At 62.9% G+C, this 21,612-nt stretch carries 16 protein-coding genes; 9 read left to right on the plus strand and 7 right to left on the minus strand.

The features are described 5' to 3' along the window. Positions 1-57: 57 nt before the first annotated feature. The 4 genes from J4D28_RS21500 to J4D28_RS21515 form a co-directional block, all read right to left on the minus strand. Entirely contained in the window at positions 58-327 is a 270-nt protein-coding gene (locus J4D28_RS21500; protein ID WP_009049031.1) for a hypothetical protein, read from the minus strand. A gap of 433 nt (positions 328-760) precedes the next feature. Further along, entirely contained in the window at positions 761-1,483 is a 723-nt protein-coding gene (locus tag J4D28_RS21505) for an SDR family oxidoreductase (protein ID WP_016702999.1), read from the minus strand. Positions 1,484-1,710: 227 nt separating this feature from the next. After that, positions 1,711-2,772 (minus strand): AraC family transcriptional regulator, encoded by a 1,062-nt coding sequence (locus J4D28_RS21510; protein WP_009049033.1) that lies wholly within the window; start codon positions 2,770-2,772, stop codon positions 1,711-1,713. A gap of 12 nt (positions 2,773-2,784) precedes the next feature. Beyond that, entirely contained in the window at positions 2,785-3,789 is a 1,005-nt protein-coding gene (locus J4D28_RS21515; protein ID WP_009049034.1) for an AraC family transcriptional regulator, read from the minus strand. Positions 3,790-4,006: 217 nt separating this feature from the next. Between J4D28_RS21515 and J4D28_RS21520 the strand changes: the two genes are divergently transcribed. Beyond that, positions 4,007-4,153, plus strand: coding sequence for a hypothetical protein (locus tag J4D28_RS21520; RefSeq protein WP_016703002.1), 147 nt, complete (start codon positions 4,007-4,009; stop codon positions 4,151-4,153). Between the two features lie 10 nt (positions 4,154-4,163). Here the strand turns inward: J4D28_RS21520 and J4D28_RS21525 are convergent, their stop codons facing one another. Beyond that, complete coding sequence (locus J4D28_RS21525) at positions 4,164-4,766, minus strand: TetR/AcrR family transcriptional regulator (RefSeq protein ID WP_009049035.1); 603 nt, start codon at positions 4,764-4,766, stop codon at positions 4,164-4,166. Between the two features lie 156 nt (positions 4,767-4,922). Here J4D28_RS21525 and J4D28_RS21530 point away from each other — a divergent pair, with 156 nt between their 5' ends. Genes J4D28_RS21530 through J4D28_RS21540 form a run of 3 tightly spaced genes read left to right on the plus strand, consistent with a single transcriptional unit; the run spans position 4,923 to position 10,668 of the window. Further along, the gene (locus J4D28_RS21530; protein ID WP_103331576.1) at positions 4,923-6,080 is read left to right on the plus strand and encodes a MexC family multidrug efflux RND transporter periplasmic adaptor subunit; all 1,158 of its coding nucleotides are present in this window, start codon (positions 4,923-4,925) and stop codon (positions 6,078-6,080) included. A gap of 27 nt (positions 6,081-6,107) precedes the next feature. Further along, positions 6,108-9,239 (plus strand): efflux RND transporter permease subunit, encoded by a 3,132-nt coding sequence (locus tag J4D28_RS21535; protein WP_009049037.1) that lies wholly within the window; start codon positions 6,108-6,110, stop codon positions 9,237-9,239. Between the two features lie 4 nt (positions 9,240-9,243). Then, entirely contained in the window at positions 9,244-10,668 is a 1,425-nt protein-coding gene (locus J4D28_RS21540; protein WP_009049038.1) for an efflux transporter outer membrane subunit, read from the plus strand. Between the two features lie 150 nt (positions 10,669-10,818). On the opposite strand, the gene J4D28_RS21545 is transcribed toward J4D28_RS21540, so the two are convergent. Then, the gene (locus J4D28_RS21545; protein WP_009049039.1) at positions 10,819-11,391 is read right to left on the minus strand and encodes a TetR/AcrR family transcriptional regulator; all 573 of its coding nucleotides are present in this window, start codon (positions 11,389-11,391) and stop codon (positions 10,819-10,821) included. A 615-nt stretch (positions 11,392-12,006) separates the two neighbouring features. Here J4D28_RS21545 and J4D28_RS21550 point away from each other — a divergent pair. Then, on the plus strand, positions 12,007-14,118 hold the full coding sequence (locus tag J4D28_RS21550) for a 3-hydroxyacyl-CoA dehydrogenase NAD-binding domain-containing protein (RefSeq protein ID WP_028683982.1): 2,112 nt from the start codon (positions 12,007-12,009) through the stop codon (positions 14,116-14,118). Positions 14,119-14,276: 158 nt separating this feature from the next. Continuing rightward, positions 14,277-15,059, plus strand: coding sequence for an SDR family NAD(P)-dependent oxidoreductase (locus tag J4D28_RS21555; protein ID WP_028683983.1), 783 nt, complete (start codon positions 14,277-14,279; stop codon positions 15,057-15,059). A gap of 26 nt (positions 15,060-15,085) precedes the next feature. Here the strand turns inward: J4D28_RS21555 and J4D28_RS21560 are convergent, their stop codons facing one another. After that, entirely contained in the window at positions 15,086-15,667 is a 582-nt protein-coding gene (locus J4D28_RS21560) for a TetR/AcrR family transcriptional regulator (protein WP_028683984.1), read from the minus strand. A 419-nt stretch (positions 15,668-16,086) separates the two neighbouring features. On the opposite strand from J4D28_RS21560, the gene J4D28_RS21565 reads away from it, so the two are divergent. Genes J4D28_RS21565 through J4D28_RS21575 form a run of 3 tightly spaced genes read left to right on the plus strand, consistent with a single transcriptional unit; the run spans position 16,087 to position 21,603 of the window. After that, positions 16,087-17,511 carry a DUF1329 domain-containing protein gene (locus J4D28_RS21565; protein WP_009049043.1) on the plus strand — a complete coding sequence of 475 codons (1,425 nt, stop codon included), beginning with the start codon at positions 16,087-16,089 and terminating at the stop codon, positions 17,509-17,511. 22 nt (positions 17,512-17,533) lie between these two features. Then, positions 17,534-19,180: a DUF1302 domain-containing protein gene (locus tag J4D28_RS21570; protein ID WP_306674802.1), complete on the plus strand. Its 1,647-nt coding sequence runs from the start codon at positions 17,534-17,536 to the stop codon at positions 19,178-19,180. A gap of 8 nt (positions 19,181-19,188) precedes the next feature. Further along, positions 19,189-21,603: an RND family transporter gene (locus tag J4D28_RS21575; RefSeq protein WP_009049045.1), complete on the plus strand. Its 2,415-nt coding sequence runs from the start codon at positions 19,189-19,191 to the stop codon at positions 21,601-21,603. Positions 21,604-21,612: the final 9 nt, after the last annotated feature.

Here is a 21,612-nt window from a genome sequence, read left to right on the forward strand (position 1 = left end):
TCGCGATGAACCATCGGGCCGCGCAACCTGTGCGCGACCCGACGGGTTTGTCCCTGCTTAGATCCGGTGGATCTGGGTGATGTGCGGCTTGCCTTTGATAGGCGCGTAGATTTCCACTACCGCTTGCCAACTTTCCGACGAGCCAGGCAGCGTCGCTTTCGATTGATAGCGATAGTTCGTGCCGTTGACGACCTGGGTCGAAACCAGTTCAGGTGTGTACTGCACACCCACGAACCCGGCCAGGGCTTCTTTGAATACTTCCTGATCCTTTGGGGTCAGTTTGTGATAAGGAGTCCATCCGCCAACAAAGTTCTCTTGAGCCGACATACGATATATCTCCATATATAAGTTCCTACTCGTCTGGCTTTTCGGAGTCCGCCCCGTTTATTGAATGGTTTCCGGAATCCATTGTGCCGGGTGGTTTTCCCGAGTGCTGTTCCTCGTGGAACAGGGCGTTTGGGAGAGCACCGGCACGTACTGCACACATCGCGCACTGCAGGCCAGCAAGTGGCGAGCGCGAATGTCGGGTCATGGAGGATGAGGTGGTAGTCGTCGGCTTCAGATCCTTGTCCCTGATAGAAACAGCCTTCGATGAACGATGACTGCCAGACCTCCATGTCTTGTCCGCAGCAGCTCTGCTTATGGGGCATGCCGCTGGATGGCCTTAAGCTATCAGGCATCGGCGGAAAGTCTGTGCGCATTTGGCTGTCCGAGCTGTAAGGCGTTGGCTATTGGCTACCAACGGCCACAGGCATTGTCGTTAGAACGTCGATTTGCCAATGGACGCTCCGCCATCGACAAACAATGTCTGGCCAGTGATAAAGCCGCTCTGTTCCGATAACAGGAAAGCGATGGCCGCCGCGATTTCATCCGGCTGACCGAGCCTGCCCATGGGAACGCTCGCCAGGTAACGTGCTTCACCGTCGCTGCCGAGCGGATTCCCGGCACGGAACAACTCGGTTTCCGTGGGGCCTGGAGCAACGGCGTTGACGGTGATCCCGCTGGTTGCCAGCTCCAATGCCCAGGAGCGCGTGAAGCTGACCAGCGCGGCTTTTGCCGCGGCATAGGCGGTACGGTGCGGGATCCCCAGGATGGTCAGGCTGGAGATATTGACAATCCTTCCCCAACCTCGATTGCGCATCCCCGGCAGCAAGGCTTGCGTTGCCTGCAAGGCGCTATGCAGGTTGATCCGCATGACTTCATCAAAATCGTCGAGCTGTACATCGCCCAAAGCCTGCGGGCGCACCAGGCCAACGTTATTGATCAAACCATCGAAGGCATAACGTGAAACCAGGCCCGCCAGCGTTTTTTCGGTCTGCTCCCGGTCGCCCAGATCGAGGGCAACAAGGGTGCCGGGAAAGTCTGGATCGTCGCTGTTGCGAGCGATGCCGACCACATGGTGGCCCGCTTGGGACAATTGGTTCGCAAGCGCACGGCCGATGCCTTTGCTGGCTCCGGTGATAAGGAAAGTACGAGTTTTCATTGCGATGCTCCAAACACCCGGCAACATCCGGGATTGGGGGAGGGGACAGGTTCATAACCAGGATGTGGTATTCGCGATGGCTGCAGTCAATGCAATACGAGGCGATTCAGGTCGGGTCCAGAAATAATCAGGAGAGCCGTTGTCGCCCCTGCCTGGATACTCTAGTGAGGCGCGCCGTGACGATAAACCACCCCTGGTGGAATTCATCTGGACTTAAAAAGCAATATTCACGGTCGGCTTTGCCGATCATTCAACCGGCTCTGAAGCAGAAATGGTTGTCTGCGTAACCCCAACTGCTTCTGGCATTCCAGCGGGGACATGCCGAACCAGCGATTGAATGCTCGGGAAAAGGTGCTGACGTCGGCGTAGCCGAGCAGTTGCGCCACGTGGGTCATGCTGATCGAGGGGATTTTCAGGTAGTTGTGCACCATTCCCTGGCGGGTCTCATCCAGCAGTCGCTGGAAGGAGGTACCTTCCTGCGCCAGGCGGCGCTGCAGTGTGCGTGGGTTTATCGCCATGCAGTCGGCAACCCGCTCGATCGTGACCCGACCGCTGGGCAACAGGTTGCGCAGCAATTGCCTGACGTAGCCCGGCATTTCGTCCGCGGCCAGGCGCTCCATGCCGCTCAGATGTTCAGCCATCAGTTGGTGCAGGGTTTCATCGGCAAGACTCAGTGGCAGCGCCAGCACCGAGGCGTCGAACAGCAGCCCGGTGTGGGCCGCGGCGAACGTCGGCGTAATACCCAGCGCCCGCCGATAGGCCGACTCATTGCCAAGGGGAGGGTGGCGAAGCAGCACCGCCTTGGGTTGCCAGTCTCCGCCTGCCAAGGTGCGCATCAGTCGCAGGCCGACACCACAGGCCAGCTCTTCTGCCTGGGGCAGTCCGGGAACGGCCTGTTCACCGGCCCGATAGCTGAGGAGTGCCATGCCGTCGACGACATCCAGGCCGATTTGCGCCGCGCCGTTGTAAAACCCGTAGTGGGTCCGCAGTTCGAACAGCGCATCACCGACGGTCCTGGTGTTGTGGATCAGGTAGAAAATATCGCCAAAGACATCGATCCCCTGGTAGAGCCCATACTCCAGGCCGAACAACGCGTTGCTGGAGCTCTGCTGGCAGAGCTCCAGCAACTCGCAGTAGCGACGGAAGGACAAGATATCTTCCGGACGGCGCAGGGATGCCGGCGGCAGGGAAGCGCAGCGCAACATATGGGTCGGATCCAGACCCTGACGGGCAGCGAATTTGTCGAAACCCGCAAGGCTGAGTGCGCGAATGAAAGGATTGATCGTCATGTTCCGCCACTTCTATTGCCGATGAGGGGGTTGCAAACGCTGCTTCCACTTTTGCGGGCTCATGCCGTTCCAGCGGTGGAAGGCCCGGGAGAAGGCGCTCAGGTCCGCGTAACCGAGCAGGCTGGCCAGCTGCGTCAGGCTGATCGACGAGTCGCAGATATAGCGCGTGGCCATTGCCTGGCGCGTCTTGTCCAGCAGCTCCTGAAAGCCAGTGCCTTGGGCCTGAAGATAGCGCTGCAGGGTACGCGGGCTGATCATCATGTACTCGGCGACCTGGCGTATCGTCACCTGGCCGCCGGCAAGCCGGCTGCGCAACAGTTTCTGCACGTAGGACGGCAGCTCCTGCAGCGTCACCCGGGCCAGCTCGTCGATATGCTGCTGGACCAGTTGCTGGCATCTGGCATCCGTCGGGCCCAGCGGGGTCGCCAGCAGCGACTCATCGAATACCCAGGCATTGACCGGGCTGTCGAAGCGCGGAAGCACACCCAGCAGGGCCCGGTAGGCTCCGCGGTCCGCGGCGGCAGCATGGCGCAACATCAAGGCCCGCGGTTTCCAGGCGTGCCCCAGCAAGTCATGCAGCAAGTGCGCGGCCACGCCCATGGCCAGCTCCACGGTCTGCCGCACCGAGGTCAGATCGCCGTCGGTGATGTCGTACAACAGCAGGGCACTGCCGGCCTGTCGTTCGAGACGCACTTCCGCACCATCGCTATGGACATGGAAATAACGGGTCAGCAGCGTCAGCGCTTCCCCCAGGTTGCCGGTGCTGCGCATTGCGTACAGCAGCGGCCCTAGCCCTTGCGGCCCTTGGCGCAGGCCGAACTGCAGACCGAACAGGGGATTGTTCGCACGCTGTGCGCACAGCTCGATCAAGGCATTGAACTGCACGCCGGAAAGCTGCCCGGGTAACGGGTCTGCGGGCAGCTTGACCTCAGCCAGGGCCTGGGACGGATCGAGCCCCAGGCTGCTGACAAACTCAGTGAACCCAAGCAGGGCGGTGCCTCGGACAGTAGACGTCATCTCAAGCCCTCGAGTGAGCCATGGGGCGTGGCCAGGCGCGCGGCTGCCGGCCTGACACCCGCCTGTTGCCAGAGCGCCCGAGCCGAGTCGCGTCTGGCAGGATTTGCACAATAACTGGCGCGATCTGCAAAGCTTTTACCCCTGCCGGCGACCAGACTCGAATCACCAATAACAAAAGACCTGCGTTCAGCCCGAGGCTGGATGATGGAGGTATTCGATGCGCCGGTTCCTGTCCGCTTTCCTGGTTGTCGCCCTGATCTCGGGCGCCGTCTATTTTCAGTTTCAGCCTTCGAACAAGACGATTCACCATCAACCCAAGCACCCTCCGGTTGCCAGCATCAGCGAAGCGCTCGGCCATTTCTGAGGGCGCGCACTCACACCCAAAGAGCCGTTTCCGGCGTGGGCGAACGCTCGTTCGACACGCCGGGACACAGGGCTCCATGCAAAAACATCTGCTCCAGTGTGCGGGCTGAATTGGCATTGGCCGCGCGCCCGCGTTGTTCGGCATCGACCATGCCGTAGATCAGGGTGATGAACAGTTCGCTGAAGATCGCCGCGGTAATGTCGATACGAAACACGCCTTTTTGCTGGCCGCGCAGGAAAAACGCGTCCAGCGCTTCGATGTAAGGCCGCCAGCGCGCGTCGCCGCGTTCGAAGTCGAGGAAGTCGGGGCGGTATTGCACCATCAGGAACGCCAGCAGCTCACGATGGGCCAGGTGTTCTCTGATCAGGCGGCGCAGTGCCTCCAGCGGCTCGGCGTGCTGCAACCCGGCGCTCTTGATGATCCGCTCGAGCGTGCCCTCGGCGTACGCCTCCAACTGGTGTTCCAGGTTTTCCCGTGTGCCGCAGTAGCGATGCAGTGTCGCCTTGCTTACCCCCGCCAATTGCGCCAGCTCCTTCATGGTGGCGCGCGGTCGATTGACCACCGCCAAGGTCAGCGTCTTGAGCAGATGTTCATCATGGGAAGTCGGGGTCATCACCAAGCCTCGGATGGATTTTCCGGATGGGCACCTGTGCAGGTCACTATCCAGGTTTCTGAAATATGACAAATATTACCCATATGAGACATTGTTGACTCATTGGGATTTAGAAAGTAGCATTCGAGTCGTTTTCAATCAAGCCTCGGGTGATTTATGGGCAATTTGCGTGCAATAGGGATGGCAGGCTCGTTGGCAGCAGCCATTGCGCTGGCCGGATGCGGTCCGGCGAATGAACAAGAGAGCGTGGCCGAAGTGGCGCGTCCGGTAGACGTGGTAGCGGCGGTGACCGAACCCCTGGCCCTGACCTCGGAGCTGCCGGGCAGGGTCGAGCCCATGCGTGTGGCGGAAGTGCGTGCACGGGTGGCGGGTATCGTCATGAAAAAACGTTTCGAGGAGGGAGCTGATGTAAAGGCCGGCGACCTGCTGTTCCAGATCGATCCGGCGCCGCTCAAGGCGGCGGTATCGCGGGCCGAAGGCGAGCTGGCGCGTGCCCAGTCCGCAGTGCAGGAGGCGCAGGCGCGAGTCAAGCGCTACGAACCGCTGGTGAAGATCGAGGCGGTCAGCCAGCAGGACTTCGACAGCGCCACCGCCGACCTGCGCAGTGCCCAGGCCGCGACCCGTTCGGCCCAGGCCGATCTGGAAAGCGCCCGGCTGAACCTGGGTTATGCCTCGGTCACCGCGCCGATTTCCGGCCGTGTCGGCCGCGCCCTGGTAACCGAAGGCGCTCTGGTCGGCCAGGGTGACGCCACGCTGATGGCGCGGGTTCAGCAGCTCGACCCGGTGTATGTCGATTTCACTCAGTCGGCGGCGGATGCGCTGCGCCTGCGGGAATTGCTCAAGGACGGAAAACTCTCCGGCGACGACAACAAGGTGCTGTCGATCCGCGTTGAAGGCACGCCTTTCGAGCGCCAGGGCTCACTGCTGTTCACCGATGTGGCCGTGGATCGCGGCACCGGGCAGATTGTCCTGCGCGGCAAATTCGATAACGCCGACGGCACTCTGCTGCCGGGCATGTACGTGCGGGTGCGCACGCCGCAGGGAACGGATAACCAGGCGATCCTCGTGCCGCAGCGTGCGGTGCAACGCACCAGCGATGGCAGCGCCCAGGTGTTCGTGGTCGGCGCGGACGAGCGGGTCGAGGCGCGCGCGGTGCGCACCGGCACCATGCAGGGTTCTCGCTGGCAGATCAGTGAAGGGTTGAAGGCGGGGGACCAGGTCATTGTCGGTGGTCTGGCCGGCCTGCAACCGGGTGCCAAGGTCACGCCTAGCCAGTCGCAGGCCCAGGCTCAGTTGCCTGAGTCGAAACAGTAAGGCCGAGTTCGCCGCGAGGATTTTCCGATGTCTCAATTCTTCATCAAGCGCCCGAACTTCGCCTGGGTCGTGGCGCTGTTCATTTCACTGGCGGGCCTGCTGGTCATTTCCAAGCTGCCGGTGGCGCAGTACCCCAGCGTCGCGCCGCCGCAGATCACCATCACTGCCACCTATCCCGGCGCCTCGGCGAAGGTGTTGGTGGACTCGGTCACCACCGTGCTCGAGGAGTCGCTCAACGGTGCCAAGGGCCTGCTCTACTTCGAGTCGACCAACAACTCCAACGGCGTGGCCGAGATCGTGGTCACGTTCCAGCCCGGGACCGACCCGGACCTGGCCCAGGTGGACGTGCAAAACCGCCTGAAGAAGGCCGAGGCGCGCATGCCGCAAGCCGTGCTGACCCAGGGCTTGCAGGTCGAGCAGTCCAGTGCCGGCTTCCTGCTGATCTACGCCCTCAGCTACAAGGAAGATGTGGAGCGTAGCGATACCACGGCGCTGGGTGACTACGCCGCGCGCAACATCAACAACGAGCTGCGGCGCCTGCCGGGCGTCGGCAAGTTGCAGTTCTTCTCCTCCGAAGCGGCGATGCGCGTCTGGATCGACCCACAGAAACTGGTGGGCTACGGGCTGTCCATCGACGACGTGAGCAATGCCATTCGTGGCCAGAACGTCCAGGTGCCGGCCGGTGCCTTCGGTGCCGCTCCGGGCAGCTCCCAGCAGGAGCTGACCGCGACGCTGGCGGTCAAGGGGACCCTGGACAATCCGGATGAGTTCGGCCAGATCGTGCTGCGCGCCAACGAAGACGGCTCCCTGCTGAAGCTGGCCGATGTCGCGCGCCTGGAAGTCGGCAAGGAGAGCTACAACCTTTCCTCGCGCCTGAACGGCAAGCCGACCGTGGGCGGCGCGATCCAGCTGTCGCCTGGCGCCAACGCCATTGAGACCGCCACCCTGGTGAAGGCGCGCCTCGCCGAGCTGTCGGCATTCTTCCCCGACGACATGGAGTATTCCGTACCCTACGACACCTCGCGCTTCGTCGACGTGGCCATCGAGAAGGTGATCCACACCCTGATCGAGGCGATGGTCCTGGTGTTCCTGGTGATGTTCCTGTTCCTGCAGAACGTGCGCTATACGCTGATTCCATCGATCGTGGTGCCGGTGTGCCTGCTGGGTACGCTGCTGGTGATGTACCTGCTGGGCTTCTCGGTGAACATGATGACCATGTTCGGCATGGTCCTGGCCATCGGTATCCTGGTGGACGACGCCATCGTGGTGGTGGAGAACGTCGAACGGATCATGGCGGAAGAGGGGCTCTCTCCGGCCGAGGCCACGATCAAGGCGATGCAGCAGGTCTCCGGGGCCATCATCGGCATTACCCTGGTGCTGTCGGCGGTGTTCCTGCCGCTGGCGTTCATGGCCGGTTCGGTGGGTGTCATCTACCAGCAGTTTTCGGTATCGCTGTCGGTATCGATCCTGTTCTCCGGTTTCCTTGCCCTGACCTTCACCCCGGCGCTGTGCGCCACGCTGCTCAAGCCGATTCCCGAGGGGCACCACGAGAAGCGCGGCTTCTTCGGCGCCTTCAACCGGGGTTTCGCCCGCGCCACCGAACGCTACTCGTTCCTGAACACGAAGCTGGTGGCGCGCACCTCGCGCTTCATGCTGGTGTACGTCGGCATCATCGCCGTACTCGGCTATTTCTACCTGCGCCTGCCGGAAGCCTTCGTGCCTTCGGAAGACCTGGGCTACATGGTGGTCGACGTGCAACTGCCGCCCGGCGCAGCCCGCTCCCGTACCGACACCACCGGTGAAGAACTCGAGCGTTTCCTCAAGTCCCGCGAGGCGGTGGCCTCGGTGTTCCTGGTCTCGGGCTTCAGCTTCTCCGGCCAGGGTGACAACGCTGCGCTGGCCTTCCCGACCTTCAAGGACTGGTCGCAACGCAGTGCGCAACAGTCGGCCGAGGCGGAAATCGCGGCGGTCAACGAACATTTCGCAATGCCTGGCGATGGCTCCATCATGGCCGTGTCGCCACCGCCCATCGATGGCCTGGGCAACTCCGGCGGTTTCGCGCTGCGCTTGATGGATCGCGGCGGCCTTGGCCGCGAGGCGTTGCTGCAAGCCCGGGATACGCTGCTCAGCCAGGTCTATGGCAACCCCAAGTTCCTCTACGCGATGATGGAAGGCCTGGCCGAGGCGCCACAGCTGCGCCTGGTGATCGACCGCGAGAAGGCACGCACCCTGGGTGTGAACTTCGAGACCATCAGCGGCACGCTGTCCTCGGCTTTCGGCTCGGACGTGATCAATGACTTCACCAACGCCGGGCGTCAGCAGCGCGTGGTGATCCAGGCCGAGCAGGGCGCACGGATGACTCCGGAGAGCGTGCTCAAGCTGTATGTGCCCAACGCCAAGGGCGACCTGGTACCGCTCAGCGCCTTCGTGACCATGAAGTGGGAGGAGGGGCCGGTCCAACTGGTGCGCTACAACGGCTATCCGTCGATCCGCATCGTTGGCGACGCCGGGCCCGGTTTCAGTACCGGCCAGGCCATGGAAGAAATCGAGCGCCTGGCCTCGCAGTTGCCGGCCGGTATCGGCTACGAATGGACCGGCCTGTCCTATCAGGAGAAGGTTTCCAGCGGCCAGGCGACGCAACTGTTCGCCCTCGCCATCCTGGTGGTGTTCCTGTTGCTGGTGGCTCTTTACGAGAGCTGGGCGATCCCCCTGACGGTGATGCTGATCGTACCGATCGGCGCGATCGGCTCGGTGCTCGCGGTCATGGTGGTCGGCCTGCCCAACGATGTGTACTTCAAGGTCGGCCTGATCACCATCATCGGCCTGGCGGCGAAGAACGCGATCCTCATCGTCGAGTTCGCCAAGGAACTGTGGGAGCAAGGCTACAGCCTGCGCGACGCGGCGATCGAGGCGGCCCGCCTGCGTTTCCGGCCGATCATCATGACCTCCATGGCCTTCATTCTCGGCGTGGTGCCCCTGGCGCTGGCCACCGGTGCCGGCGCGGCCAGTCAGCGCGCGATCGGTACCGGGGTGATCGGCGGCATGCTCAGCGCGACCTTGCTGGGTGTGCTCTTCGTACCGATCTGCTTTGTCTGGGTGCTGTCAATGCTGCGCAGCAAACCGGCCCCCATCGAACAACCGGCCCTGGCCCAGGAGTGACTCCATGCGTATCTCAGCCTTTTCTACGCTTCTGATCGCCATGGCGCTGGGCGGGTGCTCGCTGGCGCCCACCTATGAACGTCCTGTCGCGCCGGTGGCCGACAGTTGGAGCGGCCAGGCCCATCAGCGGGGCAGTGCAGTCAACGAGATGGTCTGGCAAACCTTTATCGTCGACCCCGACCTGCGCCGCCTGGTCACGACCGCGCTGGACAACAACCGCTCGCTGCGCCAGACGCTGCTGGACATCGAGCAGGCCCGGGCGCAGTACCGGATCCAGCGTGCCGACCGGGTGCCGGGGCTGAACGCGGGTGCTTCGGGCAATCGCCAGAGAGTACCGGCCGACCTGTCCAACAACGGCAGGTCGGGCGTAGTCAGCAGCTATCAGGTGGGCTTGTCGCTGCCTGAATACGAGCTGGACCTGTTCGGTCGGGTGAAGAGCCTCAGCGATGCCGCGTTGCAGGAATACCTTGCCACCGAAGAAGCCGCGCGTGCTGCGCAGATCGCCCTGATCGCCGAGGTCAGCCAGGCTTACCTGATTCATGATGGCGCCCTGCGCCGCCTGGACCTGACGCAACAGACCCTGGCCAGCCGCGAGTATTCTTTCGCCCTGATCAGCCAGCGTCGCTCGGCCGGTACCGCGACCGCGCTGGACTACCAGGAGGCCTTGGGCCTGGTGGAGCAGTCCCGCGCCGAAGAGGAAAGCAATCAACGGCAGAAGCAGCAGGCGTTCAACGCGCTGGTTCTGCTGCTCGGCACCGCGGACGCCGCGAAGTCGATACCTCAAGGTGTGCGCAAGGAACCGATGCTGGTCCAGGACATCGCGCCGGGCACCCCCTCGGCGCTGATCGAGCGGCGCCCGGACATCCTCGCCGCCGAGCATCGCCTGCAGGCGCGTAACGCCGATATCGGCGCGGCGCGCGCGGCGTTCTTCCCGCGCATCAGCCTGACCGGCAGCTTCGGCACCTCCAGCGCACAGATGTCCGGTCTGTTCGATGGCGGTTCGCGCTCCTGGAGCTTCGTGCCGAACCTGTCCCTGCCGTTGTTCGACGCCGGTCGCAACAGTGCCGGCCTGAGCCTCGCCGAAGCCCGCAAGGACTCCGCCGTGGCGGCGTACGAAGGCACTATCCAGACGGCGTTTCGCGAAGTGGCGGACGCCCTGGCGGCCACCGATACCCTGCGTCGGGAAGAGGCGGCCCGGCGCGCCCTGGCCGACACCAGCAGCGAGTCGCTGAAGCTGGCCAAGGCCCGGTATGAAGGGGGCGTGGACAGTCACCTGCGTTATCTGGACGCCCAGCGCAGCAGCTTCGTCAACGAGACGCTGTTCATCGAAGCCAGCACTCAGCGGCAGATTGCCCTGGTCGACCTGTTCCGCTCCCTGGGCGGGGGCTGGCCGTCTGCACGACACCAGGCCGAGCAGGCCAGCAGATAAGGGTCGGCAATAACTTCCTGGGTTGGCGCATCCAACCGAGCTTTAGCCCCGTGGACCTTCAGGTCGCGGGGCTTTTTTTGGCCTGCGCCATGGCTGGAGAATGGGGCAGTAGAGCGGGGCAGCGATGTCGATTGATAAGCCTGGAGCAGGCTACTTGGGGCTCACCGCCGCGGCTGCGCCATGCAGGAACATCTGTTCCAGCACGTTGGCTGAATTGGCGCTGGCCGCGCGACCGCGGCGTTCGGCATCGATCATGCCGAAGACCATGGTCAGGAACAGTTCGCTGAAGACCGCAGCGGTGATGTCGATGCGAAAGGCGCCCGCTTGCTGGCCACGCAGGAAGAACGCATCCAGGGCATCGATGTAGGGTTGCAGGCCTGTAGCTTCACCATTTATGCCGAAGGTGTCGGGGCGATACTGGAACAGCAGGAATACCAGCATTTCGCGGTGCGCCGGGGCCAGGTGTTCGTTAATCAGGCCACGCAGTGCTTCCTGAGGTTCATCCTGCTGCAGATTGGTGGCAGCGATGATCCGGTTGAGCACCGTATCGCCGTGGCTTTCCAGGATCTGCACCAGATTGTCGCGAGTGCCGCAGAAGCGGTGCAGGGTGGCCTTGCTCACCCCGGCGGATTCAGCCAGTTCCTTGAGCGTCGCCCGAGGGTGGTCGACAATGGCCAGCGCCAGCGCCTTGATGAGTCGTTCGTCTTGAGGGGTCAGGGACATCAGTCGGTCTCGGATCAAATTTCAATGGCTGGTATTGTGCAGGAAAAGCTCATTGCTTCAACGAAAAGCGATGAAGATACTTCATCTGAGACATTATTTCCTCAGGCAATCCATGAGGAAATCTCTCTTCTCGTTCCCGTACCCGTCACCGCGCACTGACCTCCAGGGCGCGGTTTCGCCGCGGCTGGACAATCGCCATGGTCAGGTTTTTTGAGCGTCATGATCTGCATATTCTGTGGCGTGATCTGCAAAGCTTTTGCCTGTACCAGCCCCCAGAATCGAAACCCTCAATAACAAAAGACACTGCATTTGGCCCCGGCCGAATGACGGAGGTTTTCGATGCGCCCATTCCTTTTTTCCTGCCTGGCCGTGACGCTGGTTTCACTCGCCGTCTACTCCATTCACTCGTTTTACTCGCTGGCTTCCTTTGGCTCTGTGGCTTCGGGGGCCGCCGCCAGCTCCCCGCAGAATTACCCCGTTGCCAGCATCGGCGAAGTCTTCAGGAACTTTTGACGACCAGGGCCCCATGAGCCCACGAGCGCATGCGCGGCGACAGCCCCGATGAAATGCACAACACCCGTTCGCAGTCCTGGTAATACCAATTAAGGATCTCCCATGTGCGACCTGATCCACTTCCGTCTCGAAGGCAGCCTGGCCTTGATCGGCCTGTCCCGTCCGCCGGTCAATGCACTCAGCCAACCGCTGCGCGCCGCCATCATTGAGGCGTGCGAGCGCGCGGCGGCTGACATCAGGGTGCAGGCCATCATTCTTTATGGCGAGCATGGCCTGTTCAGTGCCGGTGCCGACATCGGCGAATTCGGCACCGAGGCCTGTTTTGCCGAGCCGGACCTGCCCAGCACCCTGGTCCGCCTGACCGAAATCCCCAAGCCCCTGGTTGCCGCCATGGGCAAGCTGGCGCTGGGCGGCGCCCTGGAGCTGGCCCTGGCCTGCGGATACCGGATGGGGGAGCCGGGCACCCGGGTCGGCCTGTCGGAAATCAACCTGGGCCTGCTGCCCGGGGCGGGCGGGACCCAGCGCCTGCCCAGGCTGATCGGTGCCGAGTCGGCGCTGAACCTGATTCTTTCGGGTGAACAGATAGACGCCGAACGCGCCCGCATGCTGGGTATCCTCGACCGCATCGCCAGCAGCGCCGAGCAGTTGCTCGATGAGGCATGCGCTTATGCCAACGAGTTGATCGAGTGCGGTGCACCGGCGCGCCCGGCGGAGGCCTGGCCGAAGCCGGCCGAGGACCTGCCGGACGACTTCCTCGCGCGCTACCGCGCCGAGCACGAACCTCGCTGGAAAAGCCGCCTGGCCCCGCGCCTGGTGCTCTCGGCGCTGGAGGCCGCCTGCCTGTTGCCGCTGGAAGAGGGGCTCACCCGCGAGTTGGCGCTGTTCAAGCAGGCCGAAGCGTCCCGCCAGTCGAAGGCGCTACGCCATGTGTTCTTCGCTGAGCGCGAGGCCGGGCGCGTTCCAGGTATCGGGCCGGACATTACCCCGCGCAAGCTGGACAAGGTCGCGGTCATCGGCGCCGGCCCCCTGGGTGCCGGCATTGCCATGAGCTTTGCCGACGTCGGTATCCCCGTGGCCCTGCTTGAGCCCGAGGGTGGCGCGCTGGATCGCGGCCTGATGCAGATCCGCAAGCTCTACCAGGCCAGCGTCAAGCACGGAAAAATGAGCGCCGCACAGCTGCAGCAACGCATGGACCTGCTGTTCGGCACCCTTGACTACAAAGATCTGGCCGACGCCGACCTGGTTATCGAAGCGCTGTGCGAGAAGCCGGGCGTCAAGCGGCAGGTGTTCCTCAGCCTGGAACAGGTCTGCAAGCCAGGCGCGATTCTCGCAACCAGCACGTCGTCGCTGGATATCGATGCCATCGCGGCGAGCCTCGGTCGTCCGCAGGATGTGATCGGCCTGCATTTTTTCAGCCCGGCCAATGTCATGCGCCTGGTGGAAGTCGTGCGCGGCAAGGCCACCGCGCCAGAGGTGCTGGCCAGCGCCATGCAGATCGCCAAGCGGATCGGCAAGCTGCCGGTGATCTCCGGCGCCGGCCAGGGTGCTATCGGCGAGCGCATGCTCGAGCCCTATGCACGCGAAGCCCATCGCCTGGTACTGGAAGGCGCAACGCCGGCGCAGGTCGATAGCGTACTCACAGGCCTGGACTTGAACATGGGAGTGTTCAGCATGCTGGACCTGGCCGGCATCGACGTGAGCTTCCTGACGCGCGACGCCAATCGCGCCGCCACGGCCCATGATCAGAGCTACTGCTGCATCGCGCAGGAACTGTGCGCCCTGGGACGCTACGGGCAGAAGACCGGGCGGGGTTTCTACCTCTACGAGGGCCAGAACCGCCAGGAAGACTACGAGGTAACCGCGCTGGCAGAACAGCTTGCCGGTGAGCTTGACGTTCCCCGGCGCGCGATCGAAGACCTGGAAATACATGATCGCTGCCTGTTCATGCTGATCAACGAGGGCATCCAGCTACTGGACGAGGGTATCGCCCTGCGGGCCAGCGACATCGATCTGGTGTGGATCAACGGCTACGGTTTTCCCGCCCATCTTGGCGGCCCGCTGCATTACGCCGAGCAACTGGGGCTGGACCAGGTGCTTTGCGGCATCCTCCACTATCGCCAGGCTCTCGGTGAGTACGGCCAGATGTGGTTCCGCCCGGCGGCGCTGCTGGAGCGCCTGGTCGCCGCTGGCAAGACCCGCATCGAACGAATCTGAAGATTCCCCCTTTCTCCGGGGGAGGGCGAGGCCTGGGGGCGACCACGCATCAACCTCAGCCTGGCCCGATCCCGAAGAAAGAGGGTCCAACCTGCCTGCACAACACCCTGTGCATTGTCCACGCAAGACGTGCCGCCATTCTTTATCGAGGTGTACCGATGAGTCACGATTTCGCCCAGAACTTTTCCCTCGCCGACCGGACCGTGCTGATCACCGGCGCGTCGAGCGGCATCGGTGCGCACCTGGCGCGGATTGCCGCTCGCGCCGGTGCCCGCGTGGTACTGGCGGCGCGGCGCCTCGATCGGCTCGAGCAAGTGGCCAGGGATGTCGAGTGGGAGTGCGCCCAGGTGCTGTCGGTCGCTCTCGACGTCACCGATCGGGCCAGCGTCGAGGCAGCTTTCGACGCTGCCGAGGCGCGTTTCGGAGTGGTTGATGTGGTGCTCAACAACGCCGGCATCGGTAACGGCCAGCGCCCGCTGGAGATCAGCGAAGAGGAGTGGCGCGCCATGCTGGCGACCAACCTGGACGGCGTCTGGCGGGTGGCCCAGGTCGCCGCGCAACGGCTGGCCAAGGCCGGGTGTGGCGGCAGCATCGTCAACATCGCGTCGATACTCGGGCTGCGCGTCGGCACTGGCTACAGCCATTACTGCGCTGCCAAGGCCGGCGTGGTGCAACTGACCAAGTCACTGGCGCTGGAGCTCGCGCGCTACCGGATCCGGGTCAACGCCATTGCTCCGGGCTACTTCAAGACCGAGATGAATGCCGCGTTCTTCGAGAGTGACAAGGCCAAGAGCTACATCCGTGACCTGATTCCCATGCGCCGCCTGGGCCAGCTTCATGAGCTGGAGGGACCGTTCCTGCTGCTCGCCAGCGATGCCGGTGGGTTCATGACCGGGAGCGTACTGGCCGTGGATGGAGGCCATCTGGTCAGCAGCATTTGATAGGCCTGTTGATGTTCGAACAGGACTCAGTGACTGGCCACCAACAGTGCCAGCGCCTTGCAGGCTGTCTCGGTTTCGCTCTCCAGGCGCGCCAGGTCGTCATGGGCGGACCAGGCAATGATCAGGCCATCGACCAGGTGAATGAGCAGGCGGCTTGCGGCCTGTAGAAAGGGCTTTTCGAGCTGCGCCCCCATGGCGCGCTCCAGGGCCTGCTCCGTTGCTTCTATAGCAACCGAGTAGATCTTGTTCGCCAGCTCGGGATTGTTGCGCATCGCCCAGAAAAACAGCTCGGTTTGCGCCCTGGCCACGTCGGGGTGGCTGGTAAGCCAGGCAATCAATTGGCGAAGCACCTCGGCAGCCTTTTCCGCGGCCGTGGTACCCGTGGGTACGTGTTCCAGGGCTTGATGGGGCAGATCGAAAAGCGACTCATAGACCGCATAGAAGAGGTCGTCCTTGGTGTGGAACACGTAGTGCAGCGACGCCAGCGGGCAGCCGGCGGCAGCGGCGATGCGCCGCGTGGTTGCATTGGCGACCCCGTGTTCGGCAATGACCTTGACCGTCGCCTCGACGAAATCCTGCCTGCGTAATTCAGCACCCATTCTGGCCATGGATCAGCAATCTCCCCTAGTGCGCTCGCGCCGTACCTGCGGCTTTGGCGGTGTCAGTGCTGGCGGATGCTACAGCAAGCGCTCCGAGCGCGTCAGGGCCTGCGGAGCATCACAGTGATGTGTATGCCTGTTTGAACCAATTTAGGTAACAAGTGTTTCGTGAATTCCCATTCTGGTGCGATCCGACGAAACAAACCGCGGCAGGGCAGGACAGCATTTCGTCCGCCGAATCCATTGCCCGAACTTAAACACTTGATACAAAAAGAGAAATCCAAAGCCATGGAATCTTGGCATCAGGTTTGCCTCTTGATCAATGGACTTGGTCATTTGATCAAGTCAGTTGACTAGATTAGCCCAGGCAACGTGTTGCGGCTTTCCCGGAGCGCACGCTGCCGCTCGAGGCCCATGAGGATCTTCCAATGAAAGACGTGATTGAGTACCCGGGCGCCGGGATTTCCATCGGTGGTGGAACCAGGCAACTGATCCTGGCATTGGCCGTATCGGCTGTCATGTGCAGCGCTCAGGCAGCGGACAAGGATCCGGCGTCACTGGGCAGCAAGCTGACGCCCTTGGGCGGGGAGGTCGCGGCCAGCGCCGATGGGGTGATCCCGGCCTGGACGGCGCCGGGCCCGCAGGCGGTTGGCTGGAGCCATGGCCAGCCGCGGGGCCAACACTGGAAGTTCAAGGGCGACAAGCCACTCTTCAGCATCGATTCGAGCAATGTCGCGAAATACGCGAGCAAGCTCTCTCCTGGCCAGGTGGAACTGTTCAAGAAGATCCCGGGGTATCGCATGGACGTGTACCCGACCCGTCGCAGCTGCGGCGTACCGGATTTCGTCGCGGACAACACCAAGAAGAATGTCGGCTTCGCCAAGCTGGACGCCGATGGCCTGGCACTGCAGGAAGCCTACGTACCCGGCATTCCGTTCCCGTTCCCGAGCAACGGCGCCGAGGTGATGTGGAACATGAAGATGCGTTACCGGGGCGTTGGCTTTGAAATGTCCAAGACCGTTTCCGGCATCTCGCCACGCAAAGGCAGTGAGGACTGGCTGCGTACCTCGACCGACTGGTTCATGTATACGCCGTGGGGAGAAAAGGGCAGCGCGTTGTTCTCTTCGGTCGATCGCCTGGAAGTCGCCACCTACTTCTCCTACTACGATCCCGCCGCCCTTGCCGGGCAGGCCGGCGTGGTGACGACCAAGGCTGGCGAGCAGGCCAGCACCTTCTATTACTTCCCCGGTCAGCGCCGTGTGCGTCGCATGCCGGCCTATTCCTATGACGCGCCGCAAATCGGCCTGGACAACCAGTACACCATCGATGAGTCGAACGTGTTCTTCGGGCCGATGGATCGCTTCGACTGGAAGCTGGTCGGCAAGCAGGAGTTGCTGGTGCCTTACAACGCCTTCGGCCCCTACGACAACTTGGCGAAAATCGAGGATGTGGCCAAGCGTGATTACATCGCCCCCGAATCCCGCCGCTATGAATTGCATCGCGTCTGGGTGGTCGAGGCCACCGTGCGTCCGGGCATGCGCCACCAGGCACCGAAGCGCCTGTTCTATATCGATGAGGACAGCTGGAACGCCCTGATGGCAGTCGATTACGACAAGCAGGGGCAAATCTGGAAAGTCCGTGAAGGCTACACCATTCCTGTCTACGAGACCGGTACCTGCGACATGGAAGCCCAGGCGCAATACAACCTGGTCGACGGTCGCTACCTGTACGACATGACCTCCATAGGCGTGGGCAAGAACGACCACCGCTGGCTCACCGAAAGTACCGGCAACCCGCGACTCAAGCGTGACTTCTATACCTCCGACAATCTGCGCGCCACCAGCGAACGCTAACCGCGGCCTATCGAGAACTGACATGAAAAGAATAATTACCAAAGCCTCAGGTCTTGTCATTGCGTGTGCAACCCCTCTGGCGATGGGGTTCACGTTTGAAACCGAAAACATCCGGGGCTCGTTCGACTCCACCATCGCCATGGGCATGGGCCTGCGTACCGAGTCCCCAGGCTGCAACCTGATCACCAGTGGCGCCAGCGGACACCATCCGCCCAGCGGCTGCCTGTCGCCCAGCGCGGGCATCGGCGACCAGGGCAACATGAACTACGACAAGGGCGACCTGTTCACCAACTACCTCAAGGGCACCCATGAGCTGCTGCTGAAGTTCCCCGAGGACTACACCTTCATGGCGCGCGGCAGCTGGATCCGTGACTTCGCCGCGACCGACACCAGCGGTGCGTTGTCGGCCACCAGCCCGGAGAGCGTGGGCAGCGACGGCCTCACCAGCAGCGCCCGCGACGATCTCAAGTTCAAGGCCCGCCTGCTGGACCTGTGGGTGAGCAAGAGTTTCGATGTCGGCGAGCAGCACGTCCGGGCCAGGCTCGGCAACCAGGTGATCAACTGGGGCGAGAGCCTGTTTGCCGCCGGCGGCATCAACAACACCAACTCCTACGATGTCATGGCCCTGTCGCGGCCGGGCACCCAGCTCAAGGAAGCCTTGTTGCCAGCGCCGATGCTGAGCCTCGCTTCGGGCCTGGGGGCTGGCGTCAACATCGAGGCTTACTGGCAGTTCGGCTGGAACAAGAGCGAGATGCCGCCCGTGGGCAGCTACTGGTCCACCACCCATGCGCTGGGCGAGGGCAGGGGGGCTTATGGGTACGACGAAAAGGACGCCCGCGACAGCGGCCAGTGGGGTATCTCGCTGCGCTGGCAGCCCCAGGACAGCGACCTGAACCTCGGCCTCTATGTGATGCGTTATCACGACAAGCTGCCGTCCCTGACCATGCAGGTGCTGGACCCGGACACCTTCGCCCTGGCGCAGAAGTGGGAGTACCCGGAAGACCGCATGCTCTATGGCATCAGCGCCAACATGCCGATCGGCGACTGGGCCGTGGGCACCGAGCTGTCGTACCGCCCCAAGGATGCGGTACCGCTCAACCCGGTGATCGATGCCTGCACCAGCAACGGTGGCAAATGCTGGAAGGATGAGAAGAAGTTCCAGTGGCACCTGACCGGTATCTACAGCCTGACCCCGTCCAACTCGCCGAGACTGCTCGACTTCACCGGCGCCAGCACCGGCACGCTGCTGACCGAATTGGTCGTCGTCAAATACCCGGGCTTGCATGACAACTACAACGGCGAACCGATCTCCGCCGGCTTGAACACCTGGCAGCTGGATCCGGCCACGGCGCCGACGGCCAAGGGCAACAAGACCTCTTCGGGGATAAGCCTCGACTTCAGCCTGACCTACGACAACACGCTGATCCCGGGCTGGCAGGTCACGCCGGGGGTGTTCTATTCGCAGTCGCTCAAGGGCCGCACGCCCAACCTGTCGGCGACCTTCACCGAGGATGCCAGCAGCATGAACCTGTACCTCAACTTTGTGCGCAACCCGGCGAGTTGGCAGGTTTCCTTCAACTACGCGAAGTTCTCGGGGGGCAAGACTCCCTACGACCAACTGTTGCGTGACCGCGACTACGTCGGTCTTGTGGTTTCCCGAACCCTGTGAGGCGTGCAGTGAACAGTTCCGTAAAGATGTCGGAGAAAAAGGTGCGTGGCGTGCTGCCACGCATCGAGCAGTGGTTGTTTACCCATCGTCTGCTGACGCTGGTGAGCCTGGGTGTCTTCACCCTGGCCATGGCCTGGTTCGCCGTGCAGTTGCGCATGGAGGCCGGCTTCGAAAAACAGCTGCCGATCGGTCACGAATACATCGAAACCTTCGAGGCCTATCGCAACGACCTGCTGGGGGCCAACCGCCTGACGGTGGTGGTCAAGGCACGCCAGGGCACGATCTGGAGCAAGGAGGGACTCAAGCGCCTGTACGACGTCACCCAGGCGCTGATCTTCCTGCCCAATGTCTCGCGCAGCAGCGTGCGCTCGTTGTGGACACCCAATGCCTTCGTCAACGAGATCACCGAAGAAGGTTTCCGTGCCGATCCGCTGGTGCCGGGCACGGTTACCCCGGAAAACCTCGATGAGGTGAGCATTGCGATGATCGCCGACTCAGCGGCCCAGGGCGGCTTCATCGGTACCCTGGTCGCCCGTGACCAGAGCAGCGCGATGATCACCGTCGACCTCAATGAGTTCGATGCCAACGGCGAGCATCTTGACTATGTGGCCTACAACCGGGTGCTGGAGCAGCAGATCCGCGAGAAATTCGAGGACGGCGACTTCGACATCCAGATCATCGGCTTCGCCAAGCAAATCGGCGATATCGCCGACGGGGCTTCGGCGGTACTGGAGTTCTGTCTGCTGGCTCTGCTGCTGACGGCGCTCGCGGTCTACTGGTACTGCCACTCGCTGCGCTTCACCCTGTTGGCCCTGGGCTGTTCGCTGGTGTCGCTGGTCTGGCAATTCGGCAGCCTGCGCCTGCTCGGTTACGGTCTTGACCCGCTGGCGGTGCTGGTGCCGTTCCTGGTATTCGCCATCGGCGTGTCCCATGGCGTGCAGCAGATCAACTTCATCGTCCGCGAAATCGCCTGCGGCAAGTCCATCGAGAGCGCGGCGCGTGCCAGCTTCCGCGGTTTGCTGATCCCTGGCACGCTGGCCCTGGTGACGGCGTTCGTGTCCTTCGTGACCCTGCTGCTCATCCCGATCCCGATGGTCCGCGAGCTGGCGATCACTGCGTCGCTTGGGGTGGCCTACAAGATCATCACCAACCTGGTGATGCTGCCGGTGGTGGCCTCGATGTTGCGGGTCGACGGCGGTTATGCCGCCGCCGAGGAGCTTTCCCGCCAGCGCCGGGCCCGCTGGTTGCGAGGCTTTGCCCGACTGGCCGAATGGCACAACGTGCGCTGGGTGTTGGGCATGGCCTTGCTGATCTTTCTCACGGCGGCCTGGCAGAGCCATGACCGGGTCGTCGGCTCCCTGCAGGCCGGGGCCCCGGAGTTACGCGAGGAAGCCCGCTTCAATCGCGACGCGGTGGCCATCGCCAGCAACTACGACATCGGCCTGGACTGGCTCAGCGTGGTCTTCGAGGTCGTTCCCGACACGTCCGGCGCAAGCCCGGCGGACGCCTGCGAAGACGTTGCCCTGGGCCAATATCAGGATCGTTTTGTCTGGGCCATGCAGGGCGTGCCCGGGGTGCTGTCAGTGACCTCGTTCTCCAACAGCATGCGCCAGTTCAACGAGGGCTATAACGAGGGCAATCCGAAAATGAACGCGGTGCCCATCGACCCGGCGAACTACTCATCGATGGCGGCCGAGGTGGCCCGTGTCCCCGGGATGATGCGCCCCGATTGCAGCATGACCGCCGTGCACCTGTTCCTGGCGGACCACAAGGCCACGACCATCCACCGGGTGATCGCCGCCGCCAAAGCGTTCCGTGCCGAGTTCAAGCAGCCTGGCGTGAGCGTGCGCCTGGCGTCCGGCAACGCCGGGGTGATTGCCGCGATCAACGAGGAAGTGGAGCGCAGCGAGCTGCCGATGATGCTGTACGTCTATGGCGCCATCGCTCTGCTGGTGTTTGTCGTCTACCGCGACTGGCGTGCGGTCCTGGTGTGCTGCCTGCCCCTGACCCTGGGCACCTTCATCGGCTACTGGTTCATGAAGGAGCTGCAGATCGGCCTGACCATCGCGACCTTGCCGGTGATGGTATTGGCCGTCGGCATCGGCGTGGATTACGCCTTCTACATCTACAACCGCCTGCAACTGCACCAGGCCCTCGGCCAGCCGATCACCAAGGCGGTCGAGCATGCGTTGCTGGAGGTCGGGGTAGCGACCATCTTCACTGCGATCACCCTGGCAGTGGGGGTGGCGACCTGGGCGTTTTCCGACCTCAAGTTCCAGGCCGACATGGGCAAGCTGCTGGCCTTCATGTTCCTGGTCAACATGGTCATGGCCATGACCGTGCTGCCAGCGTTCGCCGTCTGGCTCGAGCGGGTATTTCCGCGCCGGCGCCCCGTGCGCATGATCGGCGCCCTGGCGCACTGAGGAGAGCAC

Source organism: Pseudomonas sp. GW531-T4 (assembly GCF_017349615.1).
Taxonomy (GTDB): Bacteria; Pseudomonadota; Gammaproteobacteria; order Pseudomonadales; family Pseudomonadaceae; genus Aquipseudomonas; species Aquipseudomonas chlororaphis_I.

What these genes read in the sequence shown, in the direction of transcription:
- J4D28_RS21500 (WP_009049031.1), bottom strand. Translation starts at nt 327, where the DNA reads ATGTCGGCTCAAGAGAACTTTGTTGGCGGATGGACTCCTTATCACAAA.
- J4D28_RS21505 (WP_016702999.1), bottom strand. Translation starts at nt 1,483, where the DNA reads ATGAAAACTCGTACTTTCCTTATCACCGGAGCCAGCAAAGGCATCGGC.
- J4D28_RS21510 (WP_009049033.1), bottom strand. Translation starts at nt 2,772, where the DNA reads ATGACGATCAATCCTTTCATTCGCGCACTCAGCCTTGCGGGTTTCGAC.
- J4D28_RS21515 (WP_009049034.1), bottom strand. Translation starts at nt 3,789, where the DNA reads ATGACGTCTACTGTCCGAGGCACCGCCCTGCTTGGGTTCACTGAGTTT.
- J4D28_RS21520 (WP_016703002.1), top strand. Translation starts at nt 4,007, where the DNA reads ATGCGCCGGTTCCTGTCCGCTTTCCTGGTTGTCGCCCTGATCTCGGGC.
- J4D28_RS21525 (WP_009049035.1), bottom strand. Translation starts at nt 4,766, where the DNA reads ATGACCCCGACTTCCCATGATGAACATCTGCTCAAGACGCTGACCTTG.
- J4D28_RS21530 (WP_103331576.1), top strand. Translation starts at nt 4,923, where the DNA reads ATGGGCAATTTGCGTGCAATAGGGATGGCAGGCTCGTTGGCAGCAGCC.
- J4D28_RS21535 (WP_009049037.1), top strand. Translation starts at nt 6,108, where the DNA reads ATGTCTCAATTCTTCATCAAGCGCCCGAACTTCGCCTGGGTCGTGGCG.
- J4D28_RS21540 (WP_009049038.1), top strand. Translation starts at nt 9,244, where the DNA reads ATGCGTATCTCAGCCTTTTCTACGCTTCTGATCGCCATGGCGCTGGGC.
- J4D28_RS21545 (WP_009049039.1), bottom strand. Translation starts at nt 11,391, where the DNA reads ATGTCCCTGACCCCTCAAGACGAACGACTCATCAAGGCGCTGGCGCTG.
- J4D28_RS21550 (WP_028683982.1), top strand. Translation starts at nt 12,007, where the DNA reads ATGTGCGACCTGATCCACTTCCGTCTCGAAGGCAGCCTGGCCTTGATC.
- J4D28_RS21555 (WP_028683983.1), top strand. Translation starts at nt 14,277, where the DNA reads ATGAGTCACGATTTCGCCCAGAACTTTTCCCTCGCCGACCGGACCGTG.
- J4D28_RS21560 (WP_028683984.1), bottom strand. Translation starts at nt 15,667, where the DNA reads ATGGCCAGAATGGGTGCTGAATTACGCAGGCAGGATTTCGTCGAGGCG.
- J4D28_RS21565 (WP_009049043.1), top strand. Translation starts at nt 16,087, where the DNA reads ATGAAAGACGTGATTGAGTACCCGGGCGCCGGGATTTCCATCGGTGGT.
- J4D28_RS21570 (WP_306674802.1), top strand. Translation starts at nt 17,534, where the DNA reads ATGAAAAGAATAATTACCAAAGCCTCAGGTCTTGTCATTGCGTGTGCA.